General features: G+C 62.6%; 12 protein-coding genes. 9 read left to right on the plus strand and 3 right to left on the minus strand.

What is annotated here, in order from left to right; genetic code table 11:
- Positions 1 to 753 precede the first annotated feature (753 nt).
- Positions 754 to 1785 carry an NAD(P)-dependent alcohol dehydrogenase gene (locus HFK74_RS32080; protein ID WP_180207088.1) on the plus strand — a complete coding sequence of 344 codons (1032 nt, stop codon included), beginning with the start codon at positions 754 to 756 and terminating at the stop codon, positions 1783 to 1785.
- 61 nt (positions 1786 to 1846) lie between these two features.
- Here the strand turns inward: HFK74_RS32080 and HFK74_RS32085 are convergent, their stop codons facing one another.
- Genes HFK74_RS32085 through HFK74_RS32095 form a run of 3 tightly spaced genes read right to left on the minus strand, consistent with a single transcriptional unit; the run spans position 1847 to position 4917 of the window.
- Positions 1847 to 2950 (minus strand): extracellular solute-binding protein, encoded by a 1104-nt coding sequence (locus HFK74_RS32085; RefSeq protein WP_180207089.1) that lies wholly within the window; start codon positions 2948 to 2950, stop codon positions 1847 to 1849.
- Between the two features lies 1 nt (position 2951).
- Complete coding sequence (gene aguB / locus HFK74_RS32090) at positions 2952 to 3860, minus strand: N-carbamoylputrescine amidase (RefSeq protein ID WP_180207090.1); 909 nt, start codon at positions 3858 to 3860, stop codon at positions 2952 to 2954.
- A gap of 4 nt (positions 3861 to 3864) precedes the next feature.
- Entirely contained in the window at positions 3865 to 4917 is a 1053-nt protein-coding gene (locus HFK74_RS32095; RefSeq protein WP_180207091.1) for an agmatine/peptidylarginine deiminase, read from the minus strand.
- 136 nt (positions 4918 to 5053) lie between these two features.
- Between HFK74_RS32095 and HFK74_RS32100 the strand changes: the two genes are divergently transcribed.
- The 8 genes from HFK74_RS32100 to HFK74_RS32135 all read left to right on the plus strand — a co-directional run bounded on the left by HFK74_RS32100 (position 5054) and on the right by HFK74_RS32135 (position 13057).
- On the plus strand, positions 5054 to 5923 hold the full coding sequence (locus HFK74_RS32100) for a LysR substrate-binding domain-containing protein (protein ID WP_180207092.1): 870 nt from the start codon (positions 5054 to 5056) through the stop codon (positions 5921 to 5923).
- A gap of 125 nt (positions 5924 to 6048) precedes the next feature.
- Positions 6049 to 6900 (plus strand): putative selenate ABC transporter substrate-binding protein, encoded by an 852-nt coding sequence (locus tag HFK74_RS32105; protein ID WP_180207093.1) that lies wholly within the window; start codon positions 6049 to 6051, stop codon positions 6898 to 6900.
- Complete coding sequence (locus HFK74_RS32110; RefSeq protein WP_008066744.1) at positions 6897 to 7694, plus strand: phosphonate ABC transporter ATP-binding protein; 798 nt, start codon at positions 6897 to 6899, stop codon at positions 7692 to 7694. The genes HFK74_RS32105 and HFK74_RS32110 overlap by 4 nt, the downstream gene beginning before the upstream one ends.
- Positions 7688 to 8515, plus strand: coding sequence for an ABC transporter permease (locus HFK74_RS32115; protein WP_008066743.1), 828 nt, complete (start codon positions 7688 to 7690; stop codon positions 8513 to 8515). Before HFK74_RS32110 ends, HFK74_RS32115 begins: the two co-directional genes overlap by 7 nt.
- A complete protein-coding gene (phnE, locus tag HFK74_RS32120) occupies positions 8512 to 9279 on the plus strand; it encodes a phosphonate ABC transporter, permease protein PhnE (protein ID WP_180207094.1) in 768 nt (255 codons plus the stop codon). Before HFK74_RS32115 ends, phnE begins: the two co-directional genes overlap by 4 nt.
- Positions 9280 to 9440: 161 nt before the next feature.
- Complete coding sequence (locus tag HFK74_RS32125) at positions 9441 to 9860, plus strand: organic hydroperoxide resistance protein (protein WP_180207095.1); 420 nt, start codon at positions 9441 to 9443, stop codon at positions 9858 to 9860.
- 633 nt (positions 9861 to 10493) lie between these two features.
- Positions 10494 to 11624 (plus strand): PAS domain-containing protein, encoded by a 1131-nt coding sequence (locus HFK74_RS32130; protein ID WP_180207096.1) that lies wholly within the window; start codon positions 10494 to 10496, stop codon positions 11622 to 11624.
- Positions 11621 to 13057 carry a sigma-54-dependent Fis family transcriptional regulator gene (locus HFK74_RS32135; RefSeq protein WP_180207097.1) on the plus strand — a complete coding sequence of 479 codons (1437 nt, stop codon included), beginning with the start codon at positions 11621 to 11623 and terminating at the stop codon, positions 13055 to 13057. The genes HFK74_RS32130 and HFK74_RS32135 overlap by 4 nt, the downstream gene beginning before the upstream one ends.
- Positions 13058 to 13585 lie beyond the last annotated feature (528 nt).

Raw genomic sequence — 13585 nt, forward strand, 5'->3', positions numbered from 1 at the left:
CACTGCGCAATGCCTGCGTTCGGCCAGCGTGGTTAACGGGGCACCCAGATCAAAAGCCAAAGCGAGGCGGCCTTAAAGCCGACCTGACTTTTCCAGACACTCCAATCCCCTGTAGGAGCCAGCGGTGCGGCGATCCGACTTGCCGGCGAAGAACGATAACGCGGTACAACAGGCACACCGCAGCGCCTGGTTCGCCGGCAAGCCTGGCTCCTACAAGGGGAACGCGTACGGCTCCCGATCAGGTCGGCTTTAAGGCCGCCTCGCTTTGGCTGTTGATCTTGATCTGGCTTTTGATTTTCTTGCCCCCTCGAGAGGCCGAGTGGAGGTTCTGCGCAGTGGATGAACCGGCATGGATGCCGGTTTAGCCGCGCTGGGCCATGGATGGCCCATCGCGGCGACCCACGGAGCAGGACCAGAGCGAGCCACCGAACGCCAGGGGCAAGAGCCCTTGGTTACTTAGGGCCGGGCGGCGTTCCGTTTTTCCAAGTGACTCGCCGTAAGGGCGAAACCCTAGGTGGCCGTTACCGCAGGAATGGATATGTACACCATCAAAACCTGCATCGCCCGACGTAACGCCTTCGCCGGCAAGCCGGGCTCCTACAGTACGAGCGAAACCCTAGCTGGCCGTTACCGCAGGAATGGATATGTACACCGGAAAAAAATCGTCGCCTAACACAAAACCATCGCCGGCAAGCCGGGCTCCTACAATGGATGTGCGCAGCCCCTTCCTTACCCTGGATCTGGAGGTACACCATGAGCGATAGCACCGAACTCACCACCTTTACTGGCTGGGCCGCCACCGCGGCCGGCGCGCCGCTGGAGCGCTACAGCTATGATCCCGGCCCCCTGGGGCAGGAAGAAGTGGAAGTCGCCGTGGAGTACTGCGGCGTTTGCCACTCGGATCAATCATTGATCGATAACGACTGGGGCATCAGCCGCTACCCTTTCATCCCGGGCCACGAAGTGGTCGGCCGCATCGTGCGCGCGGGTGCACAGGTACGCGGTCTCGAAGTGGGACAACGGGTGGGCATTGGTTGGTACAAGGGCAGTTGCATGCATTGCTCCTCATGCATCGAAGGCTCCCACAACCTGTGCCGCACAGCCCAACCAACCATCATCGGCAGCAACGGCGGTTTCGCCGATCGACTGCGTTCGCATTGGGCCTGGGCTTTGGCGATACCCGATGGCCTGGATCCGGCTATGGCAGGACCGTTGTTCTGCGCAGGCTCCACGGTGTTCAACCCACTGCTGGAATTCTCCATCAAGCCCACGGACCGGGTCGGTGTGGTGGGCATCGGCGGCCTCGGTCACCTGGCGCTGCGCTTCCTCAACGCCTGGGGCTGTGAAGTCACGGCCTTCACGTCATCCTTGGGTAAACAGGACGAAGCCCGGCGCCTGGGCGCGCACAAGGTCGTCGCCTCGACCGACAGCAACGCGCTGAAAGCCATTGCCGGCACCCTGGATTTTCTCCTGGTCACCGCCAATGCCGACCTCGACTGGCCGGCCATGCTCGCCACCCTGCGCGGTAAAGGACGCCTGCATTTTGTGGGCATCGTGCCCAGCGCCATACCGGTGCATGTGTTCGACCTGATACCGCAACAAAAAAACCTGTCCGCCTCACCGGTCGGCTCGCCGAGCAACACCGCGACCATGCTGGAGTTCTGCGCCCGTCATCAGATCCTTCCGCAGGTCGAGATGTTTCCCATGAGCCAGGTCAACGAGGCCATCGATCACCTGCGCAGTGGCAAGGCGCGTTACCGCGTCGTGCTCGACGCCAGCCAATGACAAAAGGCGCATCGGGTGATCCCGATGCGCCTTGCGCTAAAGCGTTGTGCCAGTGACGACGTTATGGCGCGGTGGCTGTCTTGAACTTGGTCCAGGTGCGCATGCGCGCCCGCATGTCCGCCTGGGGGATATCCTTGCCGGGAATCAGCCGCGCATAGGTGGCTTCGTCGATGTAGATATCGGGGTTGTTGCGCATGCTCGCATCGACGTCCGGTCGTGCCTTGGCGTTGGACGTGGGATAGCCTGTGAAGTTGCTGATGGCGGCCATGTTCTGCGGGCGCATGACGAAGTTGATGAACGCATAGGCGTACTCCGGATGCCGGGCATCGACCGGAATGGCCATGGTGTCCATCCACACCGTCGTGCCTTCGACGGGAATGCGGTACTGGAACATGGATTTCTTGCCGGCCGAATCGGCCGTTCGTTGCGCCTGGGTCATGTCACCGCTGTAGCCGAGCGACAGGCACAGGTTGCCATTGACCAGGTCGGTCACCGGCTGCGACTGGAATTTGCGAATGTACGGTCGCAGCTTGAGCAGCAATTGGCTCGCCGCCTCCAGGTCTTGCGGTTTGGCGCTGCGCGGCTCCCGGCCCAGGTAGTTGAGGACCACCGCCAGCACTTCGTCCGGCGAGTCGATCACCGAGATACCGCAATCGGCAAATCGCGCGGCCAGTTCGGGCTTGAACAGCATGTCCAGGCTGTTGACCGGCGCATCCGGCAGGCGCTGCTTGATTTGTTCGGCATTGTAGGTCAGGCCGATGGTGCCCCAGGTGTAAGGGACAGTGGCGTGGCTGGCGTGCTCGTAGTGGGCGCGCAGTTTCTGCAGGCCGGGTTCGATGTCGTCCACTTCCGTGAGTTTCGAGCGGTCCAGCGCCTGCAGGCTGCCAGCGCGCATCAAGCGTTCGGCCACGGTGTCGCCGGGGAAGATCAGGTCATAGCCGCTGCCGCCCGCGAGCATTTTGGCCTCCAGCGTCTCGCTGCCGTCCATGACGTCGTAGATCACCTTGATCCCGGTTTCGGCGGTGAAGCGGCTCAGGGTGTCTTCGGCAAAGTAGTCGGCCCAGTTGTACAGCCGCAGGGTTTTGTCCTCGGCGTGCAGCGACGGCACGACGCAGCACAGGGAAAACCCCAGGGCAGTGAGCAGGCGTTTATGGGAAGCGTGCATATCAGTCTCCCTGGTTGTTCCAGCGTGCGTTGATCCGGCGACCGTCCTGGCTCAACAAGGCCCCGTACATCTCCGGACGGCGGTCGCGGTAGATCCCCCAGCTCAGTCGCTCTTCGCGCATGGCCGCAAGATCCAGGGTTTGCACGAGCACGCCCGTGCTGTCGCGGTCGGCTTCAGCGAGCAATTTGCCCTTGTGGTTACAGATAAAGGACGAGCCGTAGAAGCTCATCTGCAGGTCCGGATCGGTGGTCGCCGCTTCCCGGCCAACACGGTTGGCTGCCACCACCGGCAGCAGGTTCGCCGCAGCGTGACCGCGCATGGTCATCTGCCAGTGGTCGCGCGAATCCAGGGTTGCACAACCCGGTTCAGAGCCGATGGCGGTGGGGAACAACAGGACTTCTGCGCCCATCAATGCCAGGCAGCGTGCCGTCTCGGGGAACCACTGGTCCCAGCAGATGCCCACGCCGAGGCGCCCGAACGCCGTGTCCCAGACGCGAAAACCGGTGTCGCCGGGGCTGAAGTATTCCTTCTCCTGATAACCGATGGCGTTGGGAATGTGGGTTTTGCGATACACCCCCAGCAAACGCCCATCGGCATCGGCGACGCTCAAGGAGTTGAAGAAGGCATTGCCCGCCTTCTCGAACCAGCTCAGCGGCAATACCACACCCAGCTCCCTGGCCAGGGCGGCAAAGCGCTTGAGTACCGCACTGTCGCGATACTCTTCGGCCAACAGCAAATGTTGGTGATGTTGCTCGATGCAGAAATACGGCGTGGCAAACAGCTCCTGCAGCAGGATGACCTGGGCGCCCTGGGCTGCCGCCTCGCGCACTTGTTGCTCGGCCTGATCGAGAGTGTGTTGCAGGTCCCAGGTGCAAGGCATCTGGGTCGTGGCGACGGTTACCAAGGTCATGGCATCAACCCTCCACCGGCCAGGCCGGCTGTTGCTGGGTGATGCAATGCACCCCGCCGCCACCATGGGCCAGGTGGTTGATGCGCACCGGTACCACCTCGCGTCCGGGGAATGCCTGCGCCAGTACTTCGGCTGCCGAGTTGTCCGCCTCGATGCCGTAGGCCGGCATGATGATGGCGCCGTTGGCGATGTAGAAGTTGGTGTAGGAAGCGCAGAACACCTGCGCCTCGGTGTCCACCGCCTCACTGGCCTCATACAGTTCGATCAGCTCGAACCTGCGCCCTCGCGCATCGGTAGCCAGCTCCAGGGCACGGCGGTTCTCGCGGGCCACTTCGGCATACACCGACTGTCGGTCGTGGGTGGCGTCCACCAGCAGCACACCAGGCCGGGCGAATGCGCAAACGCCATCGACATGCCCGTCAGTCATGTCACCGGTGACATAGTCTGGATCACCCGGCAACCAGATGGTCTTTTTCACGCCCAACAGGCGGGCAAAGATCTCCTCCATCTCAGCCTTGTTCATGCCCGGGTTGCGATTGGGGTTGAGCAAGACCGACTCGGTGGTGATCAGCGTACCCTCCCCGTCGACATGAATGGCACCGCCTTCATTGCTCAGGGGGGTGCCGAAACACGGCAGCCCCAGGCGATTGAGTGCGCGGCGCGCCAGGCCTTCGTCCAGCTCATGGGCCGACTTGCCGCCCCAGGCGTTGAACCGCCAGCTTACGCCGGCCAGGCCCTGTTGCGGATGGCAAACGAAGCTCGGGCCGGAGTCGCGGCACCAACTGTCGTTCACCGCCAGTTCGATCAATTCGATGTTGGGACCACACAAGCGTTTGGCACTGGCGACCGCCGACGGGTCGACGACCATTTTTACCGGTTCGAAACGGGCAATGGCATTGGCAACGCGAGCGAAGTCTTCCTGAACCAATGGCAGCGTGACGCCCCATCCCGACTCCCAGAGTGCCTTGTTGTGCGGCCAGACCATCCATGTCGCGGCGTGCCGGGCCCACTCCGCGGGCATCATCCAACCGGTATTCAAAGATTCATTCTGCTGCATGACAAAAAGCCCTTTCAGTTAAGTTATTGTGTTCAATGAAAAACAGCTTGTCGGCGTTGTCATGCATGCTACGACTGTGAAAACGGCGCAACAAACGATGGATTTAGCGCACAACTGATTAGAGGAACTTATCGATATGCTCAAACACTGGCCGCCGCTCAGTACCCTGCGCGGCTTTGAGGCGGCTGCCCGGTTGGGCAGTTTCCACAAGGCTGCCGAGGAACTGCACCTCACCCAGTCAGCCATCAGCCAGCAGATCCGCAGCCTCGAGGCGTACCTTGAGCAACCGCTGTTTTTCCGCAGTGGCCGCAGCGTCAGCCTGACCGATGCCGGCCATGACCTGCTCAGCACCACCCAGGCGCTGCTGCAGCAACTGGCAGTGGGCATTCGGCGCCTGGGGCAGTACCAGAAACCCAACCAGCTGGTGCTCAACACCACGCCAGCGTTCGCCCGTCACTGGCTGCTGCCACGCCTGGGAGACTTTCGCCAACAGCACCCGCAGGTGGACCTGTGGATTTTCAGCACCGACGAAGTCCCGGACATGACCACCCAAACCATCGACCTGGCGCTGCGCGACGACATCAGCTCCCAGGCCGAATGCAGCTTCAGGGTGCTGCACGCCGATCGCCTGTTTCCGGCCTGCCATCCAGGCGTGCTGGCCCTGCCGCTGGAACAGCGCACGACCCTTCATGGCGAGCGGGAAATGGACTGGAGTCATTGGGCGGTGGAAGCCGGCATCGATGTCGGCCAGCAGGATCAGGGGATGAACTTCTCCGACCCCGGCCTGTTGCTGGATGCGGCTTGTGCGGGGCTCGGCATTGCGCTGGTCAGCGAGTTGTTGAGCCGGCAGGCCTGCGCCAACGGCTTGCTGCAACCGCTGGTGGAACACAGCATCCGCGGACCGAACTGGGCCCTGCTGACCCATCGTGACAGTGAGAACAGTGCACGCAGTTTCAGCGAATGGTTGATGGGGCATCTGCAAGTCGAAAGCCCGGAGCGGGGGTAGTCTGACTCACCGTGTCGCCTGGTTCGCCGGCAAGTCGGGTCGCCGCACCGCTGGCTCCTACCCGCACTTCGGCTACCCTAAAAAGGCGCTTGCACCTACTTGCGCTCATGAACCGGAGAACTTCCATGCTCAAACGCACCCTGGCATTGGCTGTCGGCTTGACCCTGTCGCTTTCCACCCTGCTGGCCCAGGCTGCCGACGCCTTGAAGGTCAGCGCCATTCCGGATGAAGCCCCCACCGAACTGCTGCGCAAGTTCCAGCCCCTGGGCGCTTATCTGGAACAGCAACTGGGGATGAAGGTCGAGTTCGTCCCGGTCAGCGACTATCCGGCCGTGGTCGAAGCGCTGGCCACCGACCGGATCGACCTGGCCTGGCTGGGCGGCTTCACCTTCGTCCAGGCGCGCCTGAAAACCGGTAATGCCATGCCATTGGTGCAGCGCGAACAGGATGCCCAGTTCACCAGCAAGTTCATCACCGCCGACCCGAACGTCAAATCCCTCGCCGACCTCAAGGGCAAGACCTTCGCCTTCGGCTCGGTGTCTTCGACCTCGGGCAGCTTGATGCCGCGTTACTTCATGCTGCAGGACGGCATCAAGCCGGAAACGTTCTTCAGTCGCGTGGGCTATTCCGGCGCCCATGACGCTACGGTTGCCTGGGTCCAGGCGGGCAAGGTCGACGCCGGTGTCCTGAACGCCAGCGTCTGGGAAAAACTGGTCAAGGCCGGCAAGGTCGACACCGACAAGGTCAAGGTTTTTGCCACCACGCCGGCCTACTACGACTACAACTGGACCGTGCGCGGCACCCTCGACCCGGCGCTGGCGGCGAAGATCAAGGCCGCCTTCCTCGCGCTTGATCCGGCGAACCCCGAGCAAAAAACGATCCTGGACTTGCAGGCCGCCAGCCGTTTCATCGAGACCCGGCCCGAGAACTACAAGGGCATCGAGGAAGCCGCACGCGCCGCCGACCTGCTCAAATGACCTTGCACCTGACCCGGGTCAGCCTCACCCACGCCAACGGGGTACAGGCGCTGCGCAGCCTGGACCTGCACATCGAAGCCGGTGAACAGGTCGCCATCATCGGCCCGTCCGGCGCGGGCAAGTCGAGCCTGCTCAACGTCCTCGCCACCGGCCTGCGCCCTGGCATCGGCGAGTTGCAGGTGCTGGGTGAACAGCCCTGGCAGCTGTCGGCCCGCCAGCGCCAACGCCTGCGCGCGCGCATCGGCCTGGTGCATCAAGCGCCGCCGCTGCCACCCCGGCAGCGGGTGATCACCGCGGTGCTGGCGGGGAAAATCGGCCAATGGGGGTTGGGCAAGAGCCTGTTGAACCTGGTGCATCCGCTGGATGTTCCGGGGGCTCGCGCGGCATTGGCCAGGCTGGACCTGCACGACAAGCTCTTCGCCCAGTGCCAGCAATTGTCCGGCGGGCAACTGCAACGCGTGGGCATTGCCCGGGTGCTGTATCAGGCGCCCGAGGTGTTGCTGGCCGACGAACCGGTATCGGCGATGGACCCGGTGCTGGCCGGCCATACGCTCAAGGTCCTCTGTGAGCATGCGCGGGAGCACGCCGTCACCCTGGTCGCCAGCCTGCACGCGGTGGAGCTGGCGCTGGCGCACTTCTCGCGGATCATCGGCTTGCGCGACGGGCAGATCCTCTTCGACCTGCCGGCCAGCGCCGTCGACCGCGAGCGGCTCGACACCCTCTACGCCAACGAACAGTTGCAGCCCTCGCCAGCCCCGGTTCCCCCCTTGAGCGTGCAGATTCCCCGATGCTGAGCCGTGACACCCGCGATCCCGCCGCCCGGCCACGCCTGCTGCTCAGCCTGCTGGCGATTGCCCTGTTGTGGCCGGGCATGCGCTTGAGCGAACTGGACCTGCGCGTGTTGCTGGCCAGTGACAGCCAAAGCGAGATGGGCCGCTTTGTCGCGACCTTCTGGCCGCCCGCCCATGGCGCAGAATTCCTCCAGTTGTTGTGGCAAGCCACCTTGCAGACCCTGGCCATCGCCACGGCCGGCATGGCCCTGGCACTGCTCCTGGCGATCCCCGCCAGCCTGCTGGCCAGCCGCGCCCTGTCGCTGTCGGCAGCGTCCCGTGCCGGTCGCCCCAGTTTTTGGGGGCAACTGCTGCGCTGGCCGGTACGCGGCGTGCTGATATTCCTGCGCAGCGTGCCGGAGATCGTCTGGGCCCTGCTGTTCGTGCGCGCGGTCGGCCTGGGTCCGACGGCCGGGGTTCTGGCCATCGCCATCACCTACAGCGGCATGCTGGGCAAGGTCTACGCGGAAATCTTCGAATCGGTCGACCAGCGCCCCGCCCACGCGCTGCTGCAAGCCGGCAGTGGTCGGCTCGCGGCGTTCTGCTACGGGATCCTGCCCAATGTCGCGGCGGAGCTGTTGTCGTACACCGTGTACCGGTGGGAATGCGCCATTCGCGCTTCGGTGGTGATGGGCTTCGTCGGGGCCGGTGGCCTGGGCCAGCAAATCGACCTGTCGATGCGCATGTTCGCCGGCGGTGAAGTGGCCAGCCTGTTGCTGACCTTCCTCGTCCTGGTGCTGTTCGCCGATCAACTGAGCCGGCTGCTGCGCTGGAGGCTGGCATGAAACGCCTGGTCAACCTGCTGCTGGTGCTGGGCATCGGCGCCGCAGTGTTCGCTTCGTTCCGCTACCTGGGCATCGACCTCGGTGAACTGGGCGCCAGCGCCAACCTGAAACAGATGGCCGCCTACGTGCAGCGTTTTCTCAGCCCGGACCTGAGCACGGGGCATTTGCAGGCCATTGCCCGCGGCGCGCTGGAAACCCTTGCCATGTCGGCCCTGGGCACGCTGTTGGCGACGGTGTTCGGCTTGCTGCTGGCGTTGCCGGCGGCCGGTCGATTCGGCTGGCCGTTGCAGGGTCTGTCGCGCCTGATGCTCAATGCCTTGCGCGCGATTCCGGAGCTGGTGTGGGCGGTGCTGATGGTCCTGGCCGCCGGGCTCGGGCCCAATGCCGGCACCCTGGCGTTGGCGCTGCACACCACCGGCGTACTCGGCCGGCTGTTTGCCGAGGCACTGGAAAACACCCCGCCGGAACCGGCCGATGCGATCCGCCTGCAGGGCGGCAACGCCGTGTTTGCATTCTGCTATGGCACCCTGCCCAATCTGTTCCCGCAGTTGCTGGCCTACATCCTCTACCGCTGGGAAAACAACATCCGCATGGCCAGCGTGCTCGGTTTCGTCGGCGCCGGCGGTCTGGGGCAAATGCTTTACCTGAGCCTCAGCCTGTTCCAGGAGGCCCAGGCCAGCACGGTCATTCTGGCGATGCTGGTATTGGTGTTTGCCGTCGACACCCTGAGCAGCTGGAGTCGCCAGCGTTGGGTGAAAGCCTGAGGTCATGGTGTTTTGTATCAATCTGTATTGATCGCTGGCGAACCTACACAGCGATACACAACCGTCGGTTCAAGACACATTCGCCTGACATGGAGATGAAACAGTAGGCGGGTCGCCCTTCAGCCAGGGCTGAAGCACCCCAATCTCAGCAGGAGACTTCCATGGTCAATCAAATCGAAACCATCCTTTACACCGGCAAGACCGTCACCACCGGCGGTCGCCAAGGCGCGTCGCGCAGTGACGACGGGCGTCTGGACATCAAGCTGTCCCCACCCGGTTCTTCCGGCAGCGGCACCAATCCGGAACAGCTGTTGGGTGCGGGCTGGTCGGCTTGCTTCATCGGCGCCATGGGCAAGGCAGCCACTGCGTTGAAGGTGAGCTTGCCAGCGGACGTGAGCGTTGCTACCGAAGTGGACCTGGGCAATACCGGCAACGCCTATTTCCTTCAGGCGCGCCTGAATGTCAGCCTGCCGGGCCTGGACCCTGTTCTGGCCAGGACGCTGGTGGACGCGGCGCATCAGACCTGCCCGTACTCCAAGGCAACCCGTGGCAACATCGATGTCACGATCAACCTGGTGTAAGCCGGTATTGAATAGTCGGTAGTAAATGGCAGACAAACAAATGCCCCGGAAGTCGGGGCATTTGATCTTGGCTAGCTGCATATATTCAGCTGCACAAGTCGGCTTCAAGAGCCAAGTAGGTGGCCAGCGCTGGTCTCTGGCTTACGAGGTTTATCAGGACTCTCACAGCAACAGCAATAAGCGCTGTCCTGCTTCACACGGCATAAGGGCTGGATCTCAGCGCGGAGATCTTTCTAACCGTGTACCCTTCGGAGCGCGCCCCACGCGTCCTCGCTATCCGCTTGCGCATCAGTCTGCGTTTTCACCTACAACCTCAGATTAGCAAAACACCCGGTGTGTGGGAGGGTATTTTTAGATCGATTTTTTCCTGTAGGAGCCGGCTTGCCGGCTAAGGCGATCTTACGGACGCCTTCGCCGGCAAGCCGGCTCCTACAATGCCTGCGCACCACCATTGATCTCATTAACGCGCTGCGCGTTTGCCGATTATGCTGCAATAACGCAGCACTCGGTCATCACGGCAGCGCGCATGCCCTCCTGTTCAGTGGCTTTCGAGTTGGCATGCGATATGCCCTTGTCAAATTGCCCTGGCCCTGTGTGCCCAGGTCCCATTAGCCGAATCGAGCCGATCCACCGATGGATATCCTGAATTTGCTGGTAAACAAAGCCCAGCCCCTGACCAGTACCGTCGCCGCCGACGGGCAATTACTCAGCCTGTCCTCCAGCCTGAGCGATCAATTGGGCTATGCGCCTGAAGAGTTGCTCAACCAGCCGATCGAACGCGTACTGAGTCTCGAGTCGCTGCGCACGGTGCAGGCGCTGTTTGCCAGCCCGCCTGCCGACGAATTGATCAACAGCCTGGAACTGACCCTGATTCGCCGCAATGGCGGCCTGCTGCCTGTGATTGCCAGCGGTTTGCTGCAATGGCGCGACGTGCAGCCGGCACGCCTGCACCTGTTGAAGATTCCGTTAGGCACGCTGGGGTACCGGCTGCGGGAAATGCACAACGCCAACGAGGTGATGAACCAGATGCTGCAGAGCGCCAAGGTCGCCTACTGGTGCATCGAATTCGCCGAGGCAGTGGACATCAACCATGCCCCGGATGAAATCGTCCGCCAGGTGTTCGAAAACGACTCCCATTGGCGCCTGTGCAACCGGGCCATGGCCGAGGTGTACGAGATGCCCTCGGATGTCGACTTCAACCAGCAACCGGTGCGCCTGTACTGGCCGCGCAGCCCGGCCAACGAAGAATTCGTGCGTCGCCTGATCGAAGCCGGTTTTCACGTCGACGGTGCACTGTCGGTGGATCGCCGTCACGACGGCTCGCCTGCCTACGTGGAAAACGACGTCCGGGCCACCATCGTCAATGGCCAGCTGTTGCGCATGTGGGGCAGCATTCGCGACGTCAGCCAGGAGTTGCGCATGCAGCACGATGCCGAGCAACGCATCGATGCCTTGCGCCGGGTCTTCGATGCCGTACCCGACGCGGTGCTGGTGATCGATGAACACCAGCAACCGCAATGGCGCAACGCAGCCTTCGAGGACACCTTCGGCATCACCCATGGCGCCGGCATCGCCCGTTTGCTGCTGGACAACGCCTTGCCTGAACGCACCTGGCACAGCCTGCCCCTGCCGGACCTGAGCGGGCGCGACCTGAACTTCAACGTGCATTGCTCGCGCATCCTGATTCGCGAAGGCGTGGCTTGGCGCGTGGCGGTGTTTCGCGAAAGCCAGGGCGTTCGCACTCCCCTAGAGTTGCATCCATGAAAGACACCAACCTGCCACCCACCTTGCAGATGGGCATGCGCTCTTCGGTCAATGTCAGCAGCGAAGTACTGGGCGCGCTGCTGGAAACACCCGCCTTGCATGCCTTGCTCGACAGCTTCAGCGAAGCGCTGATCGTCACTGACGGCGAAGGCCGGCTGCGCTTTATCAACCTGGCCGCCGAGCGGGTCAACCGGCTGTCAAAACAGCAGGCCGTGGGACTGTCCGAGAGTGATTTTTTCCAGCGCTCGGCGTTGAACTACGACGACTTCCTGGCAGCGCTAAATCGTGGTGGCAACAGTGCGTTGACCCGCTCCCGGGAAGGCCGGGTGCTGCTCAGCAGTACTCACGCGATTCCCACCGGCGCCTACGAAAAACCGTTCAGGATGCTCACCCAGAAAGACTTCGACGCCAGCCAGCCGCAGCGCCGGGCATCGCTCAACACCCGGCCTCTGGAGCCTCAAGGCTTGCGCGATCCCCAGGACAACGCCTTGCACCTGTCGCCACAGCTGTCGAGCATCGCCGACACCGGCGTGCGCGCTTTCCGTCGACGCGCGCGCCTGTTGCTGCTGGGTGAGCCGGGGGTCGGCAAGACCGCCATCGCCCGGCACATCCATCGTGCCGCCGGCTGGGGCGATCGTCCGTTCATCCACGTCAATTGCGGGAGCATCCCGGAGAGCCTGTTCGAGTCCGAGATGTTCGGCTACGAGCGTGGCGCCTTTACTGGCGCACTGCAGGGCGGCAAGCAAGGCTATATCGAAGCGGCGTCGGGCGGCACGTTGTTCCTCGACGAGATCGGCGAGATCCCGTTGCACGTACAGGCCAAGCTGCTGAAATTTCTCGAAGACAGCACGATCCAGTCGGTCGGTTCGCCCTTGAGCAAATCGGTGCAGGTACAGGTCATTGCCGCCACCAACAAGGATTTGCGTCATCTGGTGGACATGGGTGAGTTTCGCGCCGACCTTTATTATCGTCTCGCCGTGCTGCCGGTGGAGATTCCGCCGCTGCGCCAGCACCGCGATGACTTGCCGTTTCTCATGGACATCCTGCTGAGCCGCATCAATGGCGATCGCGTACCGTCCCTGAGCCTGTCCGCCGGGTGTCGCAAGCGCCTGATGAGTTACGACTTCCCCGGCAATATTCGCGAGTTGGTGAACATTTTCGAACGCCTGGCGGTGCTGGCTGACGATGAGGCGCAGGAGCATCACCTGCCGGCTGAACTGCTCCAACCGGTGCGCACCCGGGAACAGTCGGCCCCCTCGGTTGTGCAGGATGAAACCTCGGACGACCCTCAGCAAAACCTCAAGCTTCAGGTTCAGCATTTTGAGCGGCAGGTGATTTTGCGCGCGGTGCATTTGTGTGGGAGTAAGCGTAAGGCTGCGCAGCATTTGGGGATTGATATAGGGACTTTGATTCGTAAGCTGCAGCGCGACTGACTTTAGGTTGTGGTCGGCGTACATATCCATTTCTGCGGTAACGGCTACTTAGGGTTTCGCCCTTACGGCGACTCACTTTTCCAAACGCCAAAAAGTAAGCAAAAGGCTTTGCCCCACCACTCGGTGCCTCGCTAAGGCTCGGCATGCCCTCACTCCGGCATTGCTCCGTGGGTCGCCGCGATGGGCCATCCATGGCCCAGCGCGGCTAAACCGGCGTCCTGCCGGTTTACCCACTGCGCAATACCTGCGTTCGGCCATCGTGGTTAACGGGGCACCCAGATCAAAATCAAAAGCGAGGCGGCCTGACAGCCGACCTGACTTTTCCAGATACCCCCAATCCCCTGTAGGAGCCAGGCTTGCCGGCGAACCAGGCGCTGCGGTGTGTCTGTTGTACCGCGTTATCGTTCTTCGCCGGCAAGCCTGGCTCCTACAGGGGAAACGCGTACGGCTCCCGATCAGGTCGGCTGTCAGGCCGCCTCGCTTTTGCGTTTGATCTTGATCTGGCTTTTGATTTTCTTGCCCCATCGA

The organism is Pseudomonas sp. SbOxS1, from assembly GCF_013416725.1.
In the GTDB taxonomy this organism is placed as follows: Bacteria; Pseudomonadota; Gammaproteobacteria; order Pseudomonadales; family Pseudomonadaceae; genus Aquipseudomonas.

Bases quoted from the DNA above. Each gene is read 5' to 3' on its own strand.
- HFK74_RS32125 (WP_180207095.1), top strand. From the start codon at position 9,441: ATGGTCAATCAAATCGAAACCATCCTTTACACCGGCAAGACCGTCACC.
- HFK74_RS32080 (WP_180207088.1), top strand. From the start codon at position 754: ATGAGCGATAGCACCGAACTCACCACCTTTACTGGCTGGGCCGCCACC.
- HFK74_RS32105 (WP_180207093.1), top strand. From the start codon at position 6,049: ATGCTCAAACGCACCCTGGCATTGGCTGTCGGCTTGACCCTGTCGCTT.
- HFK74_RS32085 (WP_180207089.1), bottom strand. From the start codon at position 2,950: ATGCACGCTTCCCATAAACGCCTGCTCACTGCCCTGGGGTTTTCCCTG.
- phnE (WP_180207094.1), top strand. From the start codon at position 8,512: ATGAAACGCCTGGTCAACCTGCTGCTGGTGCTGGGCATCGGCGCCGCA.
- HFK74_RS32095 (WP_180207091.1), bottom strand. From the start codon at position 4,917: ATGCAGCAGAATGAATCTTTGAATACCGGTTGGATGATGCCCGCGGAG.
- HFK74_RS32100 (WP_180207092.1), top strand. From the start codon at position 5,054: ATGCTCAAACACTGGCCGCCGCTCAGTACCCTGCGCGGCTTTGAGGCG.
- aguB (WP_180207090.1), bottom strand. From the start codon at position 3,860: ATGACCTTGGTAACCGTCGCCACGACCCAGATGCCTTGCACCTGGGAC.
- HFK74_RS32130 (WP_180207096.1), top strand. From the start codon at position 10,494: ATGGATATCCTGAATTTGCTGGTAAACAAAGCCCAGCCCCTGACCAGT.
- HFK74_RS32110 (WP_008066744.1), top strand. From the start codon at position 6,897: ATGACCTTGCACCTGACCCGGGTCAGCCTCACCCACGCCAACGGGGTA.
- HFK74_RS32135 (WP_180207097.1), top strand. From the start codon at position 11,621: ATGAAAGACACCAACCTGCCACCCACCTTGCAGATGGGCATGCGCTCT.
- HFK74_RS32115 (WP_008066743.1), top strand. From the start codon at position 7,688: ATGCTGAGCCGTGACACCCGCGATCCCGCCGCCCGGCCACGCCTGCTG.